Annotated in this window: 17 protein-coding genes; 16 read left to right on the top strand and 1 reads right to left on the bottom strand. The window is 53.8% G+C overall.

All coding sequences use genetic code 11. From position 1 onward, the window contains the following. The 7 genes from PA598K_RS03745 to PA598K_RS03775 all read left to right on the top strand — a co-directional run. The coding region (locus PA598K_RS03745) for a glycosyl hydrolase family 28-related protein (protein WP_305779281.1) at positions 1 to 4,980 on the top strand (4,980 nt) is incomplete at its 5' end. Positions 4,981 to 5,070: 90 nt separating this feature from the next. After that, entirely contained in the window at positions 5,071 to 6,030 is a 960-nt protein-coding gene (locus PA598K_RS03750) for a tRNA dihydrouridine synthase (protein ID WP_128655566.1), read from the top strand. 334 nt (positions 6,031 to 6,364) lie between these two features. Then, positions 6,365 to 7,435, top strand: coding sequence for a YrpD family protein (locus PA598K_RS03755; protein WP_128655567.1), 1,071 nt, complete (start codon positions 6,365 to 6,367; stop codon positions 7,433 to 7,435). Between the two features lie 75 nt (positions 7,436 to 7,510). Next, on the top strand, positions 7,511 to 7,975 hold the full coding sequence (locus PA598K_RS03760; RefSeq protein WP_128655568.1) for a copper amine oxidase N-terminal domain-containing protein: 465 nt from the start codon (positions 7,511 to 7,513) through the stop codon (positions 7,973 to 7,975). Between the two features lie 291 nt (positions 7,976 to 8,266). Then, a complete protein-coding gene (locus PA598K_RS03765; RefSeq protein WP_128655569.1) occupies positions 8,267 to 8,467 on the top strand; it encodes a helix-turn-helix transcriptional regulator in 201 nt (66 codons plus the stop codon). A gap of 1 nt (position 8,468) precedes the next feature. Next, complete coding sequence (locus PA598K_RS03770; protein WP_128655570.1) at positions 8,469 to 8,903, top strand: hypothetical protein; 435 nt, start codon at positions 8,469 to 8,471, stop codon at positions 8,901 to 8,903. A 312-nt stretch (positions 8,904 to 9,215) separates the two neighbouring features. After that, entirely contained in the window at positions 9,216 to 9,872 is a 657-nt protein-coding gene (locus PA598K_RS03775; protein ID WP_128655571.1) for a FusB/FusC family EF-G-binding protein, read from the top strand. A 59-nt stretch (positions 9,873 to 9,931) separates the two neighbouring features. Here the strand turns inward: PA598K_RS03775 and PA598K_RS03780 are convergent, their stop codons facing one another. Next, positions 9,932 to 10,957 carry a nitroreductase family protein gene (locus tag PA598K_RS03780; protein ID WP_128655572.1) on the bottom strand — a complete coding sequence of 342 codons (1,026 nt, stop codon included), beginning with the start codon at positions 10,955 to 10,957 and terminating at the stop codon, positions 9,932 to 9,934. 208 nt (positions 10,958 to 11,165) lie between these two features. Between PA598K_RS03780 and PA598K_RS03785 the strand changes: the two genes are divergently transcribed. The 9 genes from PA598K_RS03785 (at position 11,166) to PA598K_RS03825 (ending at position 22,818) form a co-directional block, all read left to right on the top strand. Next, positions 11,166 to 11,639 carry a MarR family transcriptional regulator gene (locus PA598K_RS03785; protein ID WP_128655573.1) on the top strand — a complete coding sequence of 158 codons (474 nt, stop codon included), beginning with the start codon at positions 11,166 to 11,168 and terminating at the stop codon, positions 11,637 to 11,639. 163 nt (positions 11,640 to 11,802) lie between these two features. Then, on the top strand, positions 11,803 to 12,510 hold the full coding sequence (locus PA598K_RS03790) for a response regulator transcription factor (protein WP_128655574.1): 708 nt from the start codon (positions 11,803 to 11,805) through the stop codon (positions 12,508 to 12,510). Continuing rightward, positions 12,507 to 13,952, top strand: coding sequence for a HAMP domain-containing sensor histidine kinase (locus PA598K_RS03795; protein ID WP_128655575.1), 1,446 nt, complete (start codon positions 12,507 to 12,509; stop codon positions 13,950 to 13,952). The genes PA598K_RS03790 and PA598K_RS03795 overlap by 4 nt, the downstream gene beginning before the upstream one ends. Before the next feature lie 2 nt (positions 13,953 to 13,954). After that, entirely contained in the window at positions 13,955 to 14,824 is an 870-nt protein-coding gene (locus tag PA598K_RS03800) for a carbohydrate ABC transporter permease (RefSeq protein WP_128655576.1), read from the top strand. Between the two features lie 25 nt (positions 14,825 to 14,849). Beyond that, the gene (locus PA598K_RS03805; protein WP_128655655.1) at positions 14,850 to 15,704 is read left to right on the top strand and encodes a carbohydrate ABC transporter permease; all 855 of its coding nucleotides are present in this window, start codon (positions 14,850 to 14,852) and stop codon (positions 15,702 to 15,704) included. A 19-nt stretch (positions 15,705 to 15,723) separates the two neighbouring features. Next, the gene (locus tag PA598K_RS03810; RefSeq protein ID WP_128655577.1) at positions 15,724 to 16,857 is read left to right on the top strand and encodes an efflux RND transporter periplasmic adaptor subunit; all 1,134 of its coding nucleotides are present in this window, start codon (positions 15,724 to 15,726) and stop codon (positions 16,855 to 16,857) included. 110 nt (positions 16,858 to 16,967) lie between these two features. Next, positions 16,968 to 18,215: an ABC transporter substrate-binding protein gene (locus PA598K_RS03815; RefSeq protein WP_221414093.1), complete on the top strand. Its 1,248-nt coding sequence runs from the start codon at positions 16,968 to 16,970 to the stop codon at positions 18,213 to 18,215. 283 nt (positions 18,216 to 18,498) lie between these two features. Next, positions 18,499 to 20,820 (top strand): helix-turn-helix domain-containing protein, encoded by a 2,322-nt coding sequence (locus PA598K_RS03820; protein ID WP_185601530.1) that lies wholly within the window; start codon positions 18,499 to 18,501, stop codon positions 20,818 to 20,820. A 348-nt stretch (positions 20,821 to 21,168) separates the two neighbouring features. After that, on the top strand, positions 21,169 to 22,818 hold the full coding sequence (locus PA598K_RS03825) for an extracellular solute-binding protein (RefSeq protein WP_128655580.1): 1,650 nt from the start codon (positions 21,169 to 21,171) through the stop codon (positions 22,816 to 22,818). Positions 22,819 to 22,825 lie beyond the last annotated feature (7 nt).

A 22,825-nucleotide genomic window follows, 5' to 3' on the forward strand; every position in this document is an offset into this window, starting at 1 on the left:
CTGACGCTCGATACGGTCGATAAGAGGGAGGGGACGGCCAGTCTGTCCATGACGGGCTCTCAGGTCGTGCAATTCCAAAAGGCGTTCGCCTCGCCGGTAGATACGGGCGTGACGCTGCAAGACAGCACGCTGAACTTCTGGTATTACGTGGACGATGTCGCGAAGCTGGACGGTACATACGGCCAGGTAGAGCTGACGAGCTCCGGCGGCTCGGACGTCGACGAGTTGTACTGGGAGTTTGCCTCCAAGGTGCTGCCCCAGCTAAGCAACGGCTGGAATCTGGTCACACTGGCGTTTGATGATGTCTCCGGGACGTTGGGCGACCCTGATGTCGCTGCGATAGACTTCTTCCGCATTTACTTTTTTAATGCGCAGTCGCCCGTCATCAAGATGGATCATGTCTATTTCGAGCAAAAGGTCGAAGGGCCGTCATCGCCGATCGTGACGCTCGATACGGCCGACTCGCTGAGCGGCTGGAGCTCCGGCAATCCGCTGACGCTCGATACGGTCGACAAGAGGGAGGGGACGGCCAGTCTGTCCATGACGGGCAGTCAGCTCCTCCAATTCGAGAAGGCATGGGCCGCTCCGATCGATACAGGGACGACCATGCGCTACGGAACGCTGAACTTCTGGTATTATGTGGACGATGTCTCCCAACTGGACGGGGCGAACGGACAGGTGGAGATCTCGAGCTCCGGCAGCTATGATGTCGATGAGATTTCCTGGGATTTCACGACGCGGGTGCTGCCGCAGCTGAGCGACGGCTGGAACCTCGTGACGCTGAAGCTGGACGGGACGAGCGACGTGTTGGGCAGCCCCGATCTGGCGGCGATCGATTTCTTCCGCATTTATCTCGACGCTGCCCAGTCGGCGACGATCAAGCTTGATCACGTCTACTTCGAGCAGCGGCCCGCCTCCTCGATCGCCGTCACGCTCGATACGGCCGACTCGCTGAGCGGCTGGAGCTCGGCCAATCCGCTGACGCTCGATACGGCGGACAAGCGCGAGGGGACGGCCAGTCTGTCGATGAGCGGCAGCCAGGCTGTGCAGTTCCAGAAGACCTTCTCGACGCCGGTCGATTCGGGGTTGAGCATGCAGCAGGGGACTTTGAACTTCTGGTATTACGTCGACGACGTGTCCAAGCTGGAGGGGACGTACGGCCAGGTGGAGCTGTCGAGCTCGGGCGGCCCGGATGTCGACGAGATCTCCTGGGACTTCGCTTCGCGCGTCCTGCCGCAGCTGAGCAATGGCTGGAATCTGGTGACGCTGAAGCTCGATGCGACCAGTGTGGTGCTGGGGCATCCGGATTTCGAGGAGCTGGACTTTTTCCGGATTTTTTTCCTCAACTCGCAGTCTCCGGTCATCAAACTGGATCATATATTTTTCGAGCAGTTCAATCCGAACGCCGTAGTGCTCGACCGGGCCGATGCGCTGACGGGCTGGAGCTCCTCGGACACCCTGACGCTCGACTCGGCAGATCAGGCCGAGGGGCGGGCCAGCCTGAGCCGGAGCGGGAGCGGCGCCATTGAGTTCGAGAAAACATTGGCCATCCCCTTCGATGCACTGGTCGCGCCGGATGCCGGGATGCTGCTCTTCTACTATTATATCGAGGATCGCTCGCAGCTCGATGGAGCGACGGGCAAGGTCGGGGTCTCCAGCGCAGGCAGCCTGTCGGCCGACGCGTATACGTGGGAGATGGCCGATGTGCTGAGTCAGACTGCCGATGGTTGGAATCTCGTCGCCTTGAAGCTGAGCGATGCGGATATCGTCGGTGCGCCTGACCTATCGGCTATCGATCATTTCCGACTGGAGCTGGATAAGACGGCTGCCGTCCTCTCGAAGCTGGACACGGTTTATTTCGTCGAGCAGGAGGGGCTGCCGCTCCAGTATCACAGCGGCTCCGGCTCCGGCATGCTGACGCTGGAGGTGACGAATACCGCAGGCTCTGGCAATAAGTACGTCTACCACAAGGTGGCGATGCCGGACTACAGGTTCCAGCCGGGCGACTACATCGAATACGATGTCCGTCTCGACGGTGCGGTCAATGGGGCAGGCGGTCTCGACATGCTGGTGCTCGAGGGCGGCAACTTCCGTGACACCGGATGGGTCGACCAGAACGGAATCAGCGGCCACGGCGGCTCCGCCAATCTGTCGGCGTATGCGGACAATCAGTGGTATCACCGCAAGCTGAAGGTACCGCTCTCGATGATCCGCAAGCACGCCGATCAGCTGCTGCTCGTCGGCGAAAACGACAAGAGCGGACTGAGCTACAGCACCGACTACAAAAACATCGTCGTCACCGACCGAATGGGCAATGTGCGGTATACGCTCTTCGCGGAGGCAGCGGATAAAAGCCTCGTCGGCGAAGCGTACAGCAGCGGCATTGCGACGAGCGCCGTAACCGGAGGGCTGCCGGTCCATGCGCCGCAGGCGCAGGTGCGCACGACTGCCTTCCCGGCGCAGGATGTCGTGATCGCCGGCTTCGACGTCACCGATCCACGCTACGGCGCCGACCCGACAGGGATGTCGGATGCGACGGCAGCCTTCCGTCATGCGCTCAATGACTGTGCCGAGGCGGGCGGAGGCGTCGTCTATGCGCCGGATGGACAATACAAGCTGCTCGGCAGTCTGTTCGTCCCGAACTCCTGTACGCTGCGAGGCGACTGGAAGCAGCCGACCGACACCGACAAGACGGTGGACGGCACGCTGCTGCTGGTCTACCCGGGGCGCGGCGACGCGCAGGCGCGTCCGTTCGTGACGATGGGGACGGCAGCGGGGGTGCGCAACCTGTCCATCTATTATCCCGAGCAGACGATCGACGAGGTGGAGCCTTACCCGTACACGATCGATCTGACGACGCCGTCGTCCGGCACAGCGATGAACCTGACATTGGTTAATGCCTATCGGGGGATGATGACGGACAAGCGCGTCAATGGCCTCCACTATATTCGCGACGTATACGGCACGCCGCTGCAGACGGGGATGTATCTGGATTATGTATATGATGTAGGCCGGGTGGAGGAGGTTGTCTTCTCGCCGGACTACTGGGCGGAGTCGGGCCTCGCAGGCTCGCCGAGCGCGGCGACTATCGCTGCCTATACCCAAGGCGACCATGACTCGGTCGGCATCGTCATCGCCCGCAACGACTGGGAGGTGCTGAACGGCATCACCATTGACAGGTACGCGACCGGTATCCGGTTCATCCATACCAGCGGCGCATCCAACGGCAGTATCTATAACTTGACGATCAAGGGAGCGCGTGTCGGCGTCGATGCCGAGGGCGTCAGCCCGATCGGCTGGCTCATCTCCGCCAGCTCGATCGAAGCGACGGCAGGCGAGGACCCGGTCGCCGTGCTGGCGCCTGCGAGCTTCGCGAATAGCGCGCTACAGTTCAACAAGACCGCCTTTAGCGGCTCGGGCAGCGCCGTCCGTCAGCTCGGCGACGGCTTGCTCAGCTTCGTGAACAGCAGCTTCGACAGTTGGTCAGCGGCTGGCTGCGCTATCGAGGCGTCTGCGGGCAGTCTGCTCGTCCAGGGCAGCGAGTTCGCGAGCGCGACTGGCGGAGCCCGTCACCTCTGTCTGGACAGCGGCGTATCGTCCGCGAGCCTGCTCAGCAACGATTACAGCGGTACCGCGGTCATCGACAATGCCAACCCGGCCAACAGTCAGATCGTGATCGACCAGTCGCCGCGCACCTATGATGCGATCGACGGCGCGCCGTATGTCCGCGCTGTGCATCCGAAGCCGACCCGGACCGGTACGGGCGATCTGTACGATGTGTCGGTCAGTCCGTATCTGGCTGCTGCTGACGGCGTAACGGACGACACGGCTGCGATCCAGGCCGCGCTGGACGATGCGGGCGCCGGTGGAGGTGGGACCGTCTACTTGCCAGCAGGCAAATATCGGGTAGACGGTCATCTGGAGGTGCCGGCGGGCGTCGAGCTGCGCGGCGCGCAGGATGTGCCGTTCCATACGATGAGCCATGGCACGGTGCTGTACGCCTATGCCGTCGGCGATGCCGGAGATGCGGATGGGACTCCCTTTATCAAGCTGAATTCTGACCAAGTGTCAGGAGGCTCGGGCATCCGCGGCATCCTGGTCTGGTATCCCGAGCAGGACGTTGACAACGTCACCGCGTATCCTTGGGCGATCCAGAGCCAGGGGTCGGATTGCTGGATCATCTATACGAACGTATCCAATGCTTATCAGGGCGTCGACTTCGGCACGCACAACAACAACGGCCATGTCATTGATTATCTGTCCGGCGCGGGCCTCAAGACCGGTCTGTTCGTCGGCAATACGACGACTGAGGGTTGGGTCGAGAATGTGCACTTCAATCCGACATACTGGACAGGCGACGAGAAGTTGCTGAATTCGCCGACGGGCGGCGAGACGCTGACCAAGATCTGGCCTTGGCAGAAGGCGAACGGGACGAGCTTTGTGTTCGGCGCAGTCGCGAATGGCCATGTCAGCGAAACGTTCGTGTTCGGAGCCAACGATGGCATGCGCTTTATCGAGCAGCCGGGCCTTGGCAGCTTCCATGGTACGGTGCTCAATCATGGCACGGACGGGGCGAGGAACGGCGTGCGCTTCAGCGCTGTTGATTCGCAGCAGGGAGTGACGTTCGTCAATCTGGAGACTGTGCAATACGACAATGGCCATTTCGTCGTCGTCGATGATACCGTCTCCGCCAGCGCGCCGATCCGCCTGTTCAACACCAACCACTGGACGAACCCGACGGTCGGCTACGATATTCGCGGCGGCGACGTGCTGCTGCAGCAAGGGCATTTCGTCGATGGAGGGACTCATGCGATCCAGGCCGCTGGCGGGAGCCTTAAGGTGCAGACGAGTTATTTTGCCACCGCGATGACGGCCCTCGTCGACAATGCCGGAGGCAACGTCAGCATCACCGGCAGCGCCGCCGAAGGAGGGATCGCCGTCTCCGGGACCGTGGCGCAGGATGGGAATGTGAGCAGGTAAGCGGCGTTTTGGGGTGAAAAAAGCGACGACTTCTCTTCCGGCCTATAGTTTGGTACAATAGGGTCTGATTTTCTAAGAGGAGTCAAAGCGATGACAGATAACTTTTGGCGCGGGCTGCCGCGCCCCTTTTTCATACTGGCCCCGATGGAGGATGTGACCGATGTGGTGTTCCGCCATGTCGTCAGCGCGGCTGCCAGACCGGATGTGTTTTTTACGGAGTTTGCTAATACGGAGAGCTATTGTCACCCTGAGGGGAATAAAAGCGTGCGCGGACGTCTGACGTTCACGCCGGACGAACAGCCGATCGTCGCGCATATCTGGGGCGACAAGCCGGAGTACTTCCGCCAGATGAGCATCGGCATGGCCCAGGAGGGCTTCCGTGGCATCGATATCAATATGGGCTGCCCGGTCGCCAATGTCGCCGAGAATGGCAAGGGCAGCGGCCTCATCTGCCGCCCGGATGCAGCGGCGGACATCATCCAGGCTGCCAAGGCTGGCGGGCTGCCGGTCAGCGTGAAGACGCGGCTTGGCTTCGCGGCGGTCGACGAATGGCGCGACTGGCTGACCCATATCCTAAGGCAGGACATTGCCAATCTGTCGATTCACCTGCGGACCCGCGAGGAGATGAGCAAGGTCGCCGCGCATTGGGAGCTGATTCCGGAGATCAAGAAGCTGCGGGACGAGGTTGCGCCGGATACGCTGCTGACCATTAACGGCGATATCCCGGACCGTCAGAGTGGCTTACAGCTCGCGGAGCAATACGGGGTGGACGGCATCATGATCGGACGCGGCATTTTCCAGAACCCATTCGCGTTCGAGCAGGAGCCGAAGGAGCATAGCAAGGAGGAGTACCTCGACCTGCTGCGGCTGCATCTGCAGCTTCATGACGAGTATGCGTTGCAGATCCCGCGTTCGTTTAGCGCGCTGGTTCGCTTCTTCAAGATCTATGTGCGCGGCTTCCGCGGCGCGGGAGAGCTGCGCAACCGCTTGATGAACGCCAGGTCCACGGACGAAGCCCGCGCGTTGCTTGAGACTGTGCAGGTAGAGTGACGGGCAGGTATTGCGTCATATTCATAAAGCATGCTTTTCAAGGTGGGAATACCCACCTTTTTTTGTTGGATTATATTTTAGGCCTATAAAAAAGGCGATTAGTACTAGTATTGAGTCCCTAGTTCGAAAAAACAGGCTTTTTTAATGGAAATTGAGAAATCAAGGGCCTTTTTTGTCGAATTTTGTTTTAGTCACGACAATGGATGAAATGATTTATTGGACCTATTTATTTCAAATGGAAATAATGGAATACTTGATAAGTATTGATTTATTTCGTTCTATGAATTAGGTCGGTATATTTATTGCAAAAATATTTGAGAGGATCGTGGGAATTATGAAAAAAACGCTACTGTCTGCATTGGTTATTGGGCTGTTAGTGCCCACATTAACTTCAAATGCAAGTAGTGACAAAACACCGCTGCTATTGAAAAATATTGATGGGGAGAATGTTCAAGTTGAACGCATAGGGAAAACCCGAGTTTTCTCAGAATTGGAATTAGCGAATATTGTAGACTATGCATCCAGGGAGATTAAGGAAGAAAAAGACCAGGATGTAACAAGTAAGAAAACTGCTGATGAGACTTATAATTTTGTTTCAGGTGGAGACGATTACATCTATGTCTATGAAGAAGCTCCAAACGCTGACCCTGTGCTTTTAATTGCTGATTACAGTCCAGTGACAGTGAGTACTGAAAATGATGAGGATGAGTTACCTATATCTCCTCTTGCAGTCGGTACTAACTTTCTTGCAGATGGTATTGGCGGAAAACAGAATATTACACTAAAGAATGCAAATTACATGAGCACGCTTTTGAAACTCCCAAGCTCTGCTGATGCTGGTTCTTGGAACTATGGTGGATTTGACTATACTACCAGTACAGCGCATTACTCTGGTGAAATGGGGTTGCAATATTATAGTAATTTAGGAAGCTTGGGGACGGCAAAAGGCTGGAAGCCTTTTCTTGTTTTTGTAAAGACTGCAGGAGGGGTTAGAACTGCTTATAATTCAAGTTTAGATGGGAATTATAACGAAGTGCAATATAAAAATGGTTACATTCAAGGTGGAACGGTTAATTATTACACTTACTACAATTATAATGGTTATGTAAGGATGAAGCTCACCGGAACTGCCCTTTGTGCAGATTTGAACTGCAATACACAAAACCAAACTTCGTTGACAACAATCATGCAAACAAATCAAACCGTAAGCTTACCTGCTATCGACACATATAAATTAATTACGAGTATTATAACGAATCAAACAACAGGTAACAACAAGGGGGTTTTTTCAAGCATTAAGGTTGGAGAATCAAGTGTTTCTTCCTCCTACTTTGCAACGCCTATGTTAGATCATGCAACAATTACAAGAGACAGTAGCAATACAGTTACTATTGAAATTGATTAACGCAACTTAATTCCAATCAGGAACGTCTGTAGGATGTAGTAACTATAATTATTCCAAGCAAAGGAGAGGTGAGTAATGAAAGTAAAGATTTTATTTATCAAATCAATCTTAGGCCTTTGTCTTCTTTTTTTCGTCTCGCATGCGGCACTGGCAAGTGCTGTTGAACCGGATGCAAATGGCGTATATCGACCAATCATTATTATTAATGGGGAGAAGCAGGAGTTGTTAGGAGTTGTTCCGCCAAGCGGTTCAACGTTGGTTCCGTTTCGCGCATTTTTCAAGGCGCTTAATATTGAACCTCAATTCGATAATAACAGCAAAACCCTTACTGCTAAGAGTGATGAAACGACGATTACCTTAACTGCGGGAAAGAGAATTGCTACTGTAAATGGTGAAAATGTCGCTCTTCTTCAAAGCCCAGTGATTTCGGAAGATCAACATCTCTATGTAAATCTACGGTTTATCGCAGAAGCTTTCGGGGGAAACGTCGATTTTGACAAACGTACCTTGACGATATCGATTGATTTTGCGGTAAAATAGCTGCTTAAGTAGATCCAACCAAAGGCGACAATTCGAAGACTTAATGTTATCAAAAAGAGGCCGTAGCTCGCTTTGAGCATACGGCCTTTTCATTTTGTGAAAGAGTTAAAGAAGCTCAATTCGTTCGGTTATATGCTATTACTTCGGATGGATTATCTTCACCGAGAACAAACCTCCGATTGTTATCAAGGGCGGATTTTTTTGCGAAGGAATGGAAAGTCAGCTTTACATTTCGCCAACTTGGTAGTATAGTTAAGGAAAGTAAGCTTTCCATTTTCGGGAGGTCATGCAGTGAAAAATCGCTTGGAGGAAATACGGAAGCAGCGTGGCATCAAACAGGAAGAGCTGGCGGATAAGCTGGAGGTGTCCAGGCAAACGATTGGCTCGCTTGAAAATGGCAGGTATAATCCGTCGATCCTGCTTGCCTTTAAGATTGCGCGTTATTTCGAGATGAGCATTGAAGACATTTTCATTTACGAGGAGGAAAGCTAGGATGAAAACGATCGGGAAATGGCTGCTGTTGATGCTGGTGGGCGGTTGTGCGGTATATGCGAGTCAATATTTGTTCACAGATGAGAGCATGGAAGTGATATCGGGATTGCTCCTCGGGATCGGCTCGGTCCTTGTCGCGCTTGGGCTCGGCAACATCGTCTATGCTTTGTGGCTCAATCAGCCTGGCAACAGAGCGATACATGAGGGCAAACTAAAAGCGGCCCGAATCGAATCGAAGGACGAACGGCGGATACGGATCAATGAAAAGGCTGGCTGGAAAACGAATCAGATTATTTTTTACCTCCTGTTGGCGGTGACAGTTTGCTTTAGCTTGATGCAGGTCGAGCCTATCGTGGTCACGGTGCTTAGCGGAGTGTTTGTGTTCCAGATCGGTCTAGGGATGTTTATGGCCAATCATTATGCGAAGAGGATGTAGTGGATTGCAAAAGGATGACCGCATGGCGCGAGGCCGACGGTCGTCCTTTTTTTGGTGTCTGTCGCGACGTAGCAGAAGAAGGATTTGCGGCTGAACGCGATTGCTTTTATAATGAGAACTGAAAGGTGGTCGGTAGATATGGCAAATCAATTTGCCGCGACTCGGCACAGCTCATGCAAAGCCTGAATAGGGGCGATACTTTGCGTGGGCGGAGAGGATCGAACGTTTGATCGCCCGTAAATAGCTTATATCGTTTCTAATAATGGGCTTTGCACCTTATTTTTCATCATAAATAATAAGGGGCTGAAAGCAATGGTGATACCATTCATTAGAAACCATCAATTCAACGTGATTCAAAAACAAGCCGCTCTGCTGCGGCAAGCTTACCAACACGCAGCCGATCCGAAAGTCATCGAATCGGTTCAGTACAGCGCGCATGATAAAGTGTTGGCCACATTCCCTGAAGCCACATCCGATCAAAAACAATTGCTCGATCCGATGTCGACCATGCGGACGGCGGAGGAAGTCCAGCCATATGTGAAGGGGTTGGAGCCTTACTTGACGGACTTTGGGCAAGTGACGGCACAACAGCTCAATAAGCTTTTTCCCAAAATCAAAAAACTGAAGCTTCCTGACCTGACCAAGGTGGACGCTCGGCGCACCACTTATCTTGGCTGGTCCGATATTGCCACCAATAAAATGTTTTTTGTCTATCCATTGAACGGTCGATTGGTTGGCATCGAAGGCAGATTTACCCCGATGAACAAGGGAGTATGCTTCTTGTGCAACCGTCACGAACAGCTTGTGCTCATCTCGGCGGTTACGAAAACGAAGCCTGCCAAGGCTTCACCCGATTATTATAGGGCCATCGGCAATTATGTATGCTCCGACAGCCAGGCTTGCAACAACAACATTACGGACATCGCCATTCTGGAGAAGTTCCTTCGAGAAGTAACAGGCATTTCATAATTACATGTGCACGCATCCTGGCAGGAAACTGCCGGGGTGCTTTTTTGGTTATTGCCCTATTAAAGACGCAAGACATTCACAGTCGATGAAGCGGCGGCTGTACGAGAGGCTTGCGCCGAGGTCCCAATTTCCAACACAGCAACGATTCGCTCTTGCGGATCGATCGGAAGAGGGATAGGCAGCTGTCGTTCATAGATCCATTCCGGGATGGTGCGGCGAGCAGACCAGCCTTTATCAGCAGCGACGAGTTGGAAGTTCTGAATCAAACAACAAATTGCAGCATAATCCTCCTCTTGCTTGTGCGGGTCGGCTTCTTTTTTGGCCGCAACGACAAGGAAGGAGGGTGAGGCATTGACAGGAGACGGGTGGAGCCGCGCGACTGCTTCATGATCGGTGACATAGATAAAACGCCAGGGCTCGCGCATGCCGTCATTTGGCGCCCAAACAGCAATGTTTAAGGCTTCCAGGACGTCCTTGGAAGCTACATAATGGCCCTTGGCAGCTTGAGTCGGCTTCGCCGTTGCTGCGAGCTCCGTCCAGTTCTGCTCTGCAGGCGTTCTTTTTCGGGCTTTGGGCGATTTATCAAAATAACCAATATTTAAAATCCCGGCAAACCGTTCCCCTGATTTTAGGCCAATTTCATTAAAAAGGGACGGATTGCTCATGAAAGGCTCTGTGTACCAAAGCATTCCCAATCCGTGTTGCCAGCCAACTAATTGAAGGTTGTGCATGATGCTGCAGACGGCGGCATAGTTCTCGTCGCGCTGTCGCTCATTGGCTGCATCCTCCGCAATAAAAACGAGAAGAGCCGGCGTATTAAGCACGGTTTTGGTGAGCATCCCTGTTACTTTCGACGGAATCAATTTTCCCCACTGGCTGCCTGTTACCTTGGCGATCATACTCTCTGCCAGTCTTTCGCGCGCCTCCATGGAGTCATAATAAAGGCAACGCCAATGGGACGGCGTCTCGGATGTCCACAAGCTTGCAGCTTGCTGGAGCAAGGCGTTCATCCATTCCACTTGGACAGGCTCAGCTTTAAACTTGCGAACGCTTCGGCGCTCCGTGATCGTTTGGACAAGATTCACAGTCGGACCTCCTTTGCAGCAACCTTTATGATTATTGTTAACGAGGAAACTATATTATACAAGTGATATTGTTGTCAACTTCTTTTTATATCAAGCATTACATAGTTGACCGGGATAGTTTTGGGTGATAAAATGATTTACAAGTGAACAATAAGAGGTCTGACTGGCGAAGGTCATTTGTTTTTGTAAGGTAAGGGGAGGTTACATCATGTCTGAGGGGTTAAAGCGTGCGCTGTACGAGCGTTTTCTTCACTTTACACATCTAAGCGAGCAAGTATTTGCCGCAGAGAGTAGCCAGTTTACGGAATTGGCAGAGCTACATGGCGTGACCGCGATTCCGAGCAATTTGACAAGCGTACATGTGCTGGACTGCATCGGCGCCCATGAACCGATTAACAATACGACGATTGCCGAGAAAATGAATTTGTCCAAAGCCAGCATCTCCAAGATTAGCCATAAGCTGCTGCAAGAGGGGTACATCAAACGAAGCCAGATGGTGGACAATAAAAAAGAAGTCTTTTTTTCGCTCACCCCGAAGGGCCAAAAGATTTATGATTTGCATGTGGCGATGCACGAAATGTTTGAAGAGCGATTCGTAGCGGCCATGAGCAATTTGACCGAATCAGAGATTCAGGCTACGCTGAAGTTTTTTCAAGTGATGATTGAAGAAAGCAAATTATGACCGACCGCGAAAAGCCCGTCCGAAAACCTCGTGTTTTCAGACGGGCTTTTATTTTTGTTTCAGACGTTATGCCCTGCGTCAGATAATTTCAAATCATTCTAAGATATTTCTGCTAAATTGATGTGGTAAGTTGTTTATGAACCCACATTAAGGGGAGATCATCATGTATACCATCTATCTGGTAGAGGACGAAGTCAGTTTAAATCAGCTTATCTGCTCCTATTTGCAGCGGGAGGGCTGGGAAGTGGTTCCCTTTATGGACGGTGATTCGGCCAGAGCTGCGATTGCGCAAGAGCCTGACCTGTGGATACTCGATATTATGCTGCCTGGAATGGACGGTTATCAGCTGATCCGAGAGATTCGAAGCGCAAACGAGTCCATCCCGGTCATCTTTATCTCTGCAAGGGATTCCGATCTGGATCGGATTAACGGTTTGGAGCTGGGCAGCGATGACTACTTGGCCAAGCCGTTCCAGACACGCGAGCTCATCATTCGTGTCCGCAAGCTGATGGAGCGCGTGTATGGAAAAGCGTCTCAACCTCAATCTCAATCTCAACCTCAGTTAACGGCTTCGTCTGTTGACCGGTTCGACTATCCGCCCTATGCAATCGACAGGCAAGCCCGCATGGTGAAGGATCGTTCGGGACTCGAAGTGGCGCTGACGTCCAGAGAGTTTGATCTGCTGCTCTATTTTGTATCGCATGCCGGGCGAGTCGTCCAACGCGACCACATCTTAAATCAAGTGTGGAGTCGGGATTACTTCGGCTCGGATCGTGTGGTAGACGATCTCATTTGGCGATTGCGCAAAAAAATGCCCGAGCTGCGCTTGGAAACCCTCTATGGCCTTGGTTACAGGTTGGCAAAAGGATGAAGCATTGGCCATTGGCAATGAAAATCTGGTTCGTCTTCGCCTCTCTATTGCTGTGCATATTCCTGATGGCGGCCTTGATTCTCCCCTATTTGCTCAAGAGCTTTTTCACGGAGCAAACCTATGCGATGATTCGGAATGCCCAGCAGCAGTTGCATTTCGTGTCCGACATTTTGGACCAGGAAGGGGGGCGCATCAAGCTCAGAGAAGATGGCGGGCTGGAGATCGCAATGCCTGATCCATCAGATCAAGCGGCGTCGGGGGACGACAGCGCGCCTGGCCGATTTGAGGATGTCCAGCCGACCGGATATATGGGGGGACCTTCGATCGGACATCTCGTATTGGCGGATGGAGAGGTGGTGTTTATGAACCGCGATCGGAGCTTGTCCGATCCATTAACACAGCGACTGAAGCAGGAGGCCGCGGAGCAGGTCAAGGAGGTGGAGGCGGGCTCGTTCCAGGTGGAGGGACATACCCTTTTTTACTCGATCAAGAAGCCTGTGAATCCCGATGCTGCTGTGCTGATCTCCTACGCATGGTCTGAATATCGCAATGAGATGGTTCGAGCGATGCTTCGCAATTTGCTTTTGCTCCAGATCGTCGTATTGCTGCTCAGCTCGGTTCCTTGCATCTGGCTCGCCCGATATTTATCCCGTCCGCTCACCCGGATGGAGCGTCAGGTCAAACGGCTGTCGGAGGGCAATTGGGACGAACCGTTTGAGTCGGGACGAAGAGATGAGATCGGCAGGTTGTCCCAAGCTTTTGACGAGATGCGCGAGAGGCTGAGGCGTCAGGACGAGACGCAGCAAGTGGTGCTGCAAAATATATCGCATGAATTAAAAACACCGGTGATGATTATTCGCAACTATACGCAGTCGATCGTCGATGGCATATACCCAAGAGGATCATTGCAAGGGAGCGTAGACACCATCCTCCAGGAAACGGACCGACTGATGGAGCGGGTTCAGGCGTTGTTATCGCTTAGCAGGCTGCAATACGTGGCCTCGCGCGAGGTTCCCCACCAATGGTTTGAGGTTGATCATGTGGTGCATGACACGGTGGAGCGACTCCGTTTGCGTCGGCCAGAGATACATTGGATCGTTGAACCGCCCGCTTGGCGCATCTATGGCAATGTCGACCAATGGAAGGTCGTGTTTGAAAATTTGCTGGACAATCAAATTCGCTATGCTCGTCAACAGATCTCCATTACAGCATCGGATGGCGATTCCCTGAAGCGTAGCATTGACATTCGCAATGACGGACCGCAGCTGGAAGAGGCGCTGCTGAAGGGATTGTTCGATCCGTATCGTACAGGCGCCAGAGGGGAGTTCGGGCTAGGTCTTTCCATCGTCCGGCAAATATTAACCAGCTACGGTGCCCGGATCGAGGTGCGCAATGAAGAGAGCGGCGTCATCTTTCGGCTGGTGTTGTCCGAGGAGGGCTGAGGATGAACAGGATCAGACGGCTTATCCGGTCGGAAACGATCTTCGCCATCGGTTTATTGACTCCAAGTCTGGCGGGATTTTCTCTCTTTTACCTCATTCCGTTTGGCCAGAGCGTCATGCACTCCCTCGAGGTTGGAGCGGGAGGAAGCTTTGGGTTGTCCAATTACGATGCCTTGCTCCATAGTTCGTCGTTTCGGAAAGCGGCCTCCAACACCTTTTGGTTCACAGCCATCAGCGTACCGATTGTTGTCGTGGCTTCGCTCTTGCTGGCCATGCTCTTGAATCAACGGTTGTTCCTGCGCAATTGGCTTCGCACGGCTTACGTGCTGCCCCTTGTCGTGCCCGTTGCTTCGATCGTGCTGGTCTGGCAGATTCTGTTCGATTGGAATGGGGCGTTAAACGCCGTATTGCAGCAGTTTGGCTTTGATCGTCAAGACTGGATGAAATCCGAATGGGCTGGGTTTGTGATCATGCTGGTCTTTGTGTGGAAAAACATAGGCTACAATGTCATTCTGTTTTTGGCCGGCCTGCAGAACATCCCAAAGCAATATTATGAAATCGCCGATCTGGAAGGGGCCGGCCCCGTTCGCAAGCTGTTCTCCATTACGCTCACCTATTTGACGCCAACGACGTTTCTGGTCGTACTGATGTCCGTGTTGAATTCGTTCAAGGTGTTCCGCGAGACCTATCTCGTCGCGGGCGCTTATCCGCACGATCGGATTTACATGATGCAGCATTACATGAACAATATGTTTTTGTCCCTCGATATCCAAAAAGTGTCGGCCGCCGCCGTGTTGATGGCGTTGGGCATGATGATGCTCGTGTTCGTCCTGTTCCGCACGGAGCGGTTATTCCGCTCCTATATGGAGTAAGCACAAAAATGAGGTGAATAACGTGATGAAGCGATGGGGCGCACCGCTGTTTCGCTCGTTACTGTTAATTCCTGTCGCTATGGCGCTGCTCATGCCCGTCGTGCTGACCGTCGTCAACTCTTTGATGACAGAGCGAGAGATGGTGGCGAATTACGGGATGCTGGGCAAAACCGATACGAGCGTATTCGTTAATCTGAAGTGGATCCCTGACTGGGTATCGTTCCAGCAGTATTACAAAGTGTTGATCGCGACGCCGGAGTTTCTGTACCTGTTCTGGAATTCCGTTTATTTGGTGACGCCCATCATCCTCGGACAAGCCGTCGTGGCGACTCTCGCCGCTTTTGCGTTCGGCAAGCTGCGGTTTCCGGGCAGGGAGGGCTTGTTTCTTCTCTATTTGGCGACCATGCTGATGCCTTTTCAGGTAACGCTCGTGCCCAATTACCTGATGGCGGAGCGATTAGGGCTCCTGAACCATGCCGGCTCCATCATATTGCCCGGCGTGTTTGGCCCCTTCGGCGTGTTTCTGCTCCGGCAATTTATGCTCCACATCCATTCGTCATATATCGAAGCGGCCAAAATGGATGGGGCGGGTATGCTGCGCATCCTCGCATCGGTTGCGCTGCCGATGGTGAGCCCGGGTATTGCCGCACTCCTCGTGCTCCTGTTCGTCGATTATTGGAATATGGTCGAGCAACCGCTTATTTTTCTTCAGGATGCCGCGATGCAGCCGCTCTCGGTCTTCCTCGCCCGCATCCAGGAAGATATGCTCAGCGTATCTTTTGCGGCTTCCGTGATTTACATGCTGCCTATGGTGCTTCTCTTTTTAAGCGCGGAACGATATTTTATCGAAGGCATCCAGCTATCCGGCGTGAAAGGCTGAGCGAAAGGAGAGTGGAACCATGGTACAGCGCAAACAACGGATCCTTGGCCTGGGATTGGCGATGCTGCTCTTCATCCTGGCCGGGTTCACGTTATTCAGTCAGACGCTTCAAACCGCCTTGCTGCCCAAAGTGACAACCGCGAAGCCGGTCAAAAAAACGTTGACCCATCGCATCGAAGGCGGAGGCCTCCTGACGCCGCGCATGCAAATCGAATTAAACAGCGACAGCGGCTGGATGGTGGAGAAGGTGCATGTTCGCAAGGAAGAGCAAGTCAAAAAGGGGCAGGCGCTCGTCACCTTCGACGGGACAGAGGTGCAGCAGCAGATCCTCAATGAGGAGGACGAACTGAAAAAAAGGAGCTTGAACCGGGAGTTGCTCAGAGAGCAGTTTATCGCCGCTCAGCATTCAGGCGACGAGGGGGAGATCCGCAAAGCAAAACGCGACATTGAAATGGATCGGATCGACACAGACATAGCGACGCGGAGGATTGAAGCGCTGCGACAGGAGCTGAAACGAAAACGCACGCTGACTGCGCCGGTCGACGGGTATGTGGTCAACCTTCAAGCCGAGGAAGGGATGCGTATTCCACAGGGGCAGCCGCTGATGACGATCGTAGATGCCAGCGAAGGCTTCAAGCTCGCGTTTACGGTCGAAAAAGAACTCGCCGACTTGCTGCAACTAGACGAGCAGGCGCCTGTTCGCGTGGATGGGGATAACCCCTTGCAGATCGAAGGAACAGTGGCCGAAATCAAGGCTGCTGCCCGAGGCAACGGAGGAGACGGGCCGGAGGACGAGGGCGGTAATCCGGACGGTGACGTCAAGGATCAGAAAACAATCGTCGTCCACGTACCGGGAGACAAGCTCAAAGGAGGCGAGTCGGCCACCGTTAGCTGGGAGAAGCCGTTTCCCGAGCAGGGACTAGTGATCGATAAAACATGGCTCAAAAAAGATAGCGCTGGAAGCTACGTCTTTGTCGTGCGCGAAAAAAGAAGCTCGCTCGGCAACACCTATACAGTCCAGAAGGCTTATGTGAGAACGGGGAAGGGAACCGACGAGGAGATTGTCGTGCTTGAAGGCGTATACCCGGAGGAAGACATTGTGACGGAATCCAGCGAACCGCTGCAGGAAGGCAATCGGATTCGATTAAATTGAAAGGGTGATTGATGTTGAGAAAGTCTGGTTTTGTTATGCTGTTGGCCCTCGTTTGCATACTGTCCGCTTGTTCGAACGTCGGGAGCGACGCTCCAGGCGACTCCCAACGCTTGACGAAAGACGGCAAGAAAACCGTCGTCTTCTCTGTGCTGAGCAGTAATAGGTTCCTGGAGACCGCCGTGCGGTTATTTGAGGAAAAGCACAACGACATTCGGATCGAAATTAAAGAATACAAAGCGTCGGAAGGAACCGAAGGCGGCGGGGCGAGGGAGGGCTTCTCCTTGGCAGACATTGAAAAATATGTGCAGTCGGTGACGACCCAAGTTGTTTCTGACGGCGGCCCCGATCTTATCCTCATGAACAACCTGCCTCAACATAAATTCGTCGAAAAAAACCGCTTGGCCCACTTGAATGACCTTATAGCCGACGGCAGTTCGTTTGATCGAAATACGATCTACGACAATATTTTGAAGGCCTCCCAGGACGGAGAAGGCTTGTATACGATACCGCTCTCCTTTTCGCTCGAGACGATCCAGGGGAATACCGAGTTGTTAAAGGAGTTGAACATCTCCGTTGACAAAAATGCGCCTTGGACCTGGAGCCAATTCAGCGATGTCGCCAAAAAGCTGAAGGAGCAAGGAGGGAGCGAGGGATATTACAATTTGATGATGTCACCGCTCCTCCACACGTACATCGAGGATCGTTATGAGGAGTTGGTCGGAGAGGGGCAACCGGGCTTTGACTCGGATCTGTTCCGCAACATGATGGAGGAAATAAAATCGATCTATGATGAAGGCTTGCTCAACGAAGGTATGGCATCCGATCCTGCCAAAGCAGTGTTTCGAATGGTCGGCATATTCAATCCTGTAGCCGCATTGACCATGCCCTCGAACCTGGACTATTACCATAATCCAAGTGCGACAGGAAAACAAGAAGGCGTACCGTTCAAAGCGATAGACAGTCTTGGCATTAACAGCAAATCTGAGGTTCAATCTGAAGCATGGGAGTTCATCAAGTTTTTGCTGTCTGACGAGATGCAAGCTTCGCCCGATCTGTTCGGATTGCCAATGAATAAAACCGCCACGGACAAGAGATTAAATGAAGTGGTGGAGAAAATCGAAAACGGAACGCTGGAGTTGCCGATCCCGAAGGACATGCTGCCGAGTAGCGAAACGATTAAAAACCGGATTGCAGAGGTGCAGCAGCTGATCTCGGAGGCGGGGGCGCGAAAACTCAGCGACTTGAAAGTGCTAACGATCGCGACAGAGGAGTTTGAAAGCTACAAAAACGGTCAGAAATCGGCTGAAGAAGTCAGCAAGCTGATCCAGAACCGGGTGACAACGTATTTGAATGAATAACGCTGCAAGCAGAGGGAGATACGATAAATCATAGTATGAATTTATGCGGAAGAGGCTGCTCAATGGATGAGCGGCCTCTTCTGCATTTTCGTGCCAGAAAGCCTGTCCTGGCGAGGCTTTTCTTACCCTGTGACAGCCGAGAGCAGAAATTGGAGGTTTATCCGAAGGGCGATATGCGATATGGTTTAATCTATATGTAAGGATGCGCGTTGGCGATTTGCTGGCGAAAAATTTGAAAGCGATTACTATAAAAAGAGATTACGAGCAAGGGGGCGCACGACGAATGAAGGAATGGGTGAAGCGACATCCAGCCGCATTGATCTTCGGCAAACGATTTATGAAGTACGGCCTTATCTTGGCCATCCTGCTGCTGATGATCATCCCGCTGTACTACAAATCCTACGGGCTAGCCAAGCAGCTGACGCTCGACAATAGCGAATCCAAGCTGGCGGACGGCGTAGAGATGCTGGAGCAGCAGGTGCTGCAAGCACAGACGATTACGAATATGCTGCGACAGGAGGAGGCGTTCAAGCGTCTTTTTTTTCTGAAAGGGGCGCCCTCCAGCGAGTATTACCCGGACATCCACGTCGTGCAGTCCAAGCTGAAAAATCTGGCGTTGACCCAGGATATGTATTCCAACGCCTATCTGCGGTTCAAGGACAATCCGGTGTTTATCTCCAACCATATCTCCTCGGACGATTATGAGGATGTGTATGGGCGCTTCTACCGTTACAGCAATTTGTCGGCCGAAGCGTGGCAGCAGCGGCTGTTCGGGGAGAGCTATATCGTCAAGCTCTATCCGGCGGAGCAGGTGTATTCCTCCTATTATAGCCGTCAGCCGTTCGACGGCATCACCGCCGTCGTCAACAATTCCTACTTCAACGCCTTTGAGCCGCAAAGCGTGCTGGCGATCGATATGGATCGCAGAGATCTGCTCGACAAGCTGATCTATGCCGATCAATGGTCGGATCATATCGTGTATATCGCCGACAGCGAGGGGCGTATGCTGCTGTCCCACAATTATGATGCCGATCGACCGATCGAGCAGGTCGACCCAGTCCGAGGCCTGTTCGACGGCATCGAGGTGGCGGGCGTGTCGTATCTTGCCCTATCCGAGCCGAGCGAGCTGCTTGGCTTGACGGCGGTGGTCGGCATACCGGCCGCGTCCTTTGAGCATAACGTCAATTCGTTGCTGCAGTTGGTGCTGCTATATATCGTGAGCGGTACGGCGCTGATCGTGCTGCTGGCCTTTCTGTTCTCGACGCGGGAGGCGCTCTCGATCAAGCAGTTGGTCGATACCGCGTCCCGCTCGACCAAGACGGGATTTACGCTCGACAATGAGTTCAAGTATTTGAACAACGCCTTTACCGAAATTCACACCCTCAATGAAGCGCAGCATGGACAGATCGAAGCGCTGAGCGATTCCATCCAATATTCGATTGCCAAGCATCTGCTCATCCTGGGTGTGTTTACGGAGCGGGAAAAGGAGGAGGCCGCGGCGTATTTCGGCTCCGCATTCGATCGGTTTGTCGTCGCGAAGGCGGTCTACCAGGTAGAGGATGAACGTCATGCCGCATCCCGAGCCGCCCAGCAAAACCTCGGCCTGCGGCTGGAGGCGGGATGCGTCGCCATGCTGAGTCAGCGGCCGCTGGCCTTGAATCTCCATGCCAACGAGACGGTATTCCTCCTGTTCCTCGATCCCGAGGAGTCGCGTGTCGGACGAGCCGAGCTCAAAGCCCGGCTGTCCGAGCTGATCCGCTCGCTCAGTGCGGAGGCGTCGCTGAACATCACCATCAGCATCGGTCTCAGCGAGACGATGTCCGGTCCCGAGGCGGCGAAGGCCGCCTACCAGCAGGCCAAATACGCGCTGGGCATCAATGAGAACGAAGCGGCAAGCGGCGTCTACCTGTTCGAGCCATCGGCGGGAGCGGAGCCGGGCCCTGCGTTCGACAATGCGGTCTTGCTCAAGCTCTATGACGCGCTGATCGCAGGCGAGACGAGCCAGGTCAGTCAACTGCTGGATGGAAGTCTGAGACCTCTGACCGCCTATGCGCTATCTGAACAGGACCAGTTGCAGCTTTTTTTCTCCGTGCGTCAGACCGTGGCCAGCGCCTATCGCGTCATCGGGGGCGGGACAGTCGGCGAGGAGGGCCGCTCGCTCGAGCTGCCGGTCTATGATCAATCGCAGGACATCGTTCGGCTCGCCGATCAGCTGCGACGGACGGCGCTGGAGTTATGCGAGGTCGTCATCGGCAGCAAGAAGAGCAATAACGACAAGCTGAAGGCCAACCTGCTCGATTACATCGGCGAGCACGCCAGCGATCCGGCGCTGTCGGCGGGCGCCATTGCCAGCGATTTGCTCATCTCCGAGAAGTATGTGTTCTCCTTTGTCAAGGAGCAGACCGGCAAAACGTTGGGCAAATATATCGAGGACATCCGCCTGGCTCATGCGGAGCGGCTGCTGCTCGATACCGAGCAGGCGAATAGCTGGGTCTGGAGACAATGCGGGTTCGGCAGCGAAAATACCTTTTACCGCGCCTTTTCCAAAAAACACGGCGTCACCCCTACCGTTTGGCGGGCCAATCACCGCGATCTTACGGAATGACAGCGCCCGCGCAAAATGGAAGTGCCCCGATTCTTACCCGCTGACAGCGAATGAGTGAAGTAACGGTTTTCGTCGCCGGCCTTCCCTCCTACAATGTGAATGAAAGCGATATCATCAGACGATTGAAAAAAGGCCGAAGAGGCACGGGATCGAATCTGTAGAAGCGAAGCTTATGCTTCCGAAGTCGCTTTCTTGCAGAAAGCGTGTAGTCCCCGGATTTCAACCGCTAATGCGGTTCAAATAAAGAAATCTGGGGACAACAGCGATCGGAAGATCGATCCCGTGACCGTAGGCTTTATTTTTCAACAAGTCTGAAAACTGAGCAAACCATCAAGGGAGGAATACAGAGTGAGGAAACAAGTACAACTGAGAAAGAAGCTGCCAGCGGCTCTGCTGGCCTGTACGATGGCGGGCGGCCTGCTGGCAGGCTGCGCGGGCAATAACCAGACCAATGACAAACCGGCTGCGGGCGGGGGAGAGTCAACAGGGGGCCGTCCCGTCATCACGGTGGCCGTCCAGGCCAATCCGAACGTCGAGGACTACAAGACCAATCATTATACCAAGCTCGTCGAGGAAGCGATGAACGTCGAGCTGAAGTTCCTGGAGCTGCCGAGTCAGGTCGAGGAGGCGCTGACGAAGCTCTCCCTGATGGTCTCCTCCGGGGCGGAGCTGCCGGATGTCGTCAACATCTATCTCAATGAATCGACCGTGTACGATTACGCGTCCAAGGGTGTGTTCATCCCCCAGGACGACTATCTGAACGACGCCGAGCTGGCAGCCAACTTCAACAGCATACCGGACAGGGACTTCGTCTACAACGCGATGAAGCTGCCGGACGGCAAAGTGTACGCGCTGCCGCGTTATGCGCCGAACGAATGGAATGAGGGCTCCAACCGGGCGTGGATTAATGGCGAGTGGCTGGAGAAGCTCGGACTGGATATCCCGCAGACGACGGATGAGCTGTACGAGACGCTTAAAGCTTTTGTAGAGCAAGATCCGAACAGAAACGGCCGGCGAGATGAGGTCGGTCTGGTCGGCTCTCTGAACGGCTGGTCGCAAAATCCGCGCGTCTATCTGATGAATGCCTTCATCTACGCCGATCCCGGCAAGAGCTACATGAATGTGAAGGACGGCAAGGTGTATCCTGCCTTCACCCAACCGGAGTGGAAGCAAGGGCTTGAATATATGAACAAGCTGGTCAAGGAAGGACTGTTCTCCTCGCAATCGTTCACCCAGGACGAGACGCAGCTGAAGGCGTTGATCAATGTGCCAGGGGGCATGGCAGGCATGGTCACTGCCGGCAGCTACAGCACGTTTGGCCCGGAGCTCGACAGTCAGATGACGCTGCTGCCTCCAGTCAAGGGCCCGTCGGGCCTAGCGGCGACGCCGTATAGCCCGTCCTTGCCGACTCAGCTCTGGTTCATCACCAAGGATGCCAAAGATCCCGAGCTTGCCTTCAAGGTCGGCGACTACATGCTCGACCCCGAGATGTCGCTGGCTAGCCGCTACGGCGAGAAAGGCGTCGACTGGAGCGACGATCCTGCGGTGACGGCCGATTATCTGGGACCGTTCGAGGAATCGCAAGGACTGGCTGCGGCCGTGGCCGAGCTCAATCCTTCGTTGTGGAACAATCCGCAAAACAAGCACTGGAACGATGCCAACCCGGCTTACCGTCCGCTGGAGATCAGCCGCACCGCCTCGAATCTCAAGAAAGGCGAGGATCATCCCGTGCCGAACTGGCGTCCCGCGTACATGGAGGGCTACGTGCCGACCTTCCCGGATGAGGTTATCGTCAAGCTCAACTATACGCCGGAGGAGTTGCGCAGCATCGCCAACAGCAAGACGGCGATCGACAACTATGTCAATGAAAGCGCGGTGGCGTTTATCACCGGCAACCGTCCGCTCACGCAATGGGACGATTATCTGGCCGAGCTGAACAAAATGGGGCTCGATCAATATCTGGAGGTTATCCAGGCCGCTTACGAGCGTTCGGAATAACGGAACG

Origin of the sequence: Paenibacillus sp. 598K, assembly GCF_003851045.1 — a bacterium.
In the GTDB taxonomy this organism is placed as follows: domain Bacteria; phylum Bacillota; class Bacilli; order Paenibacillales; family Paenibacillaceae; genus Paenibacillus_D.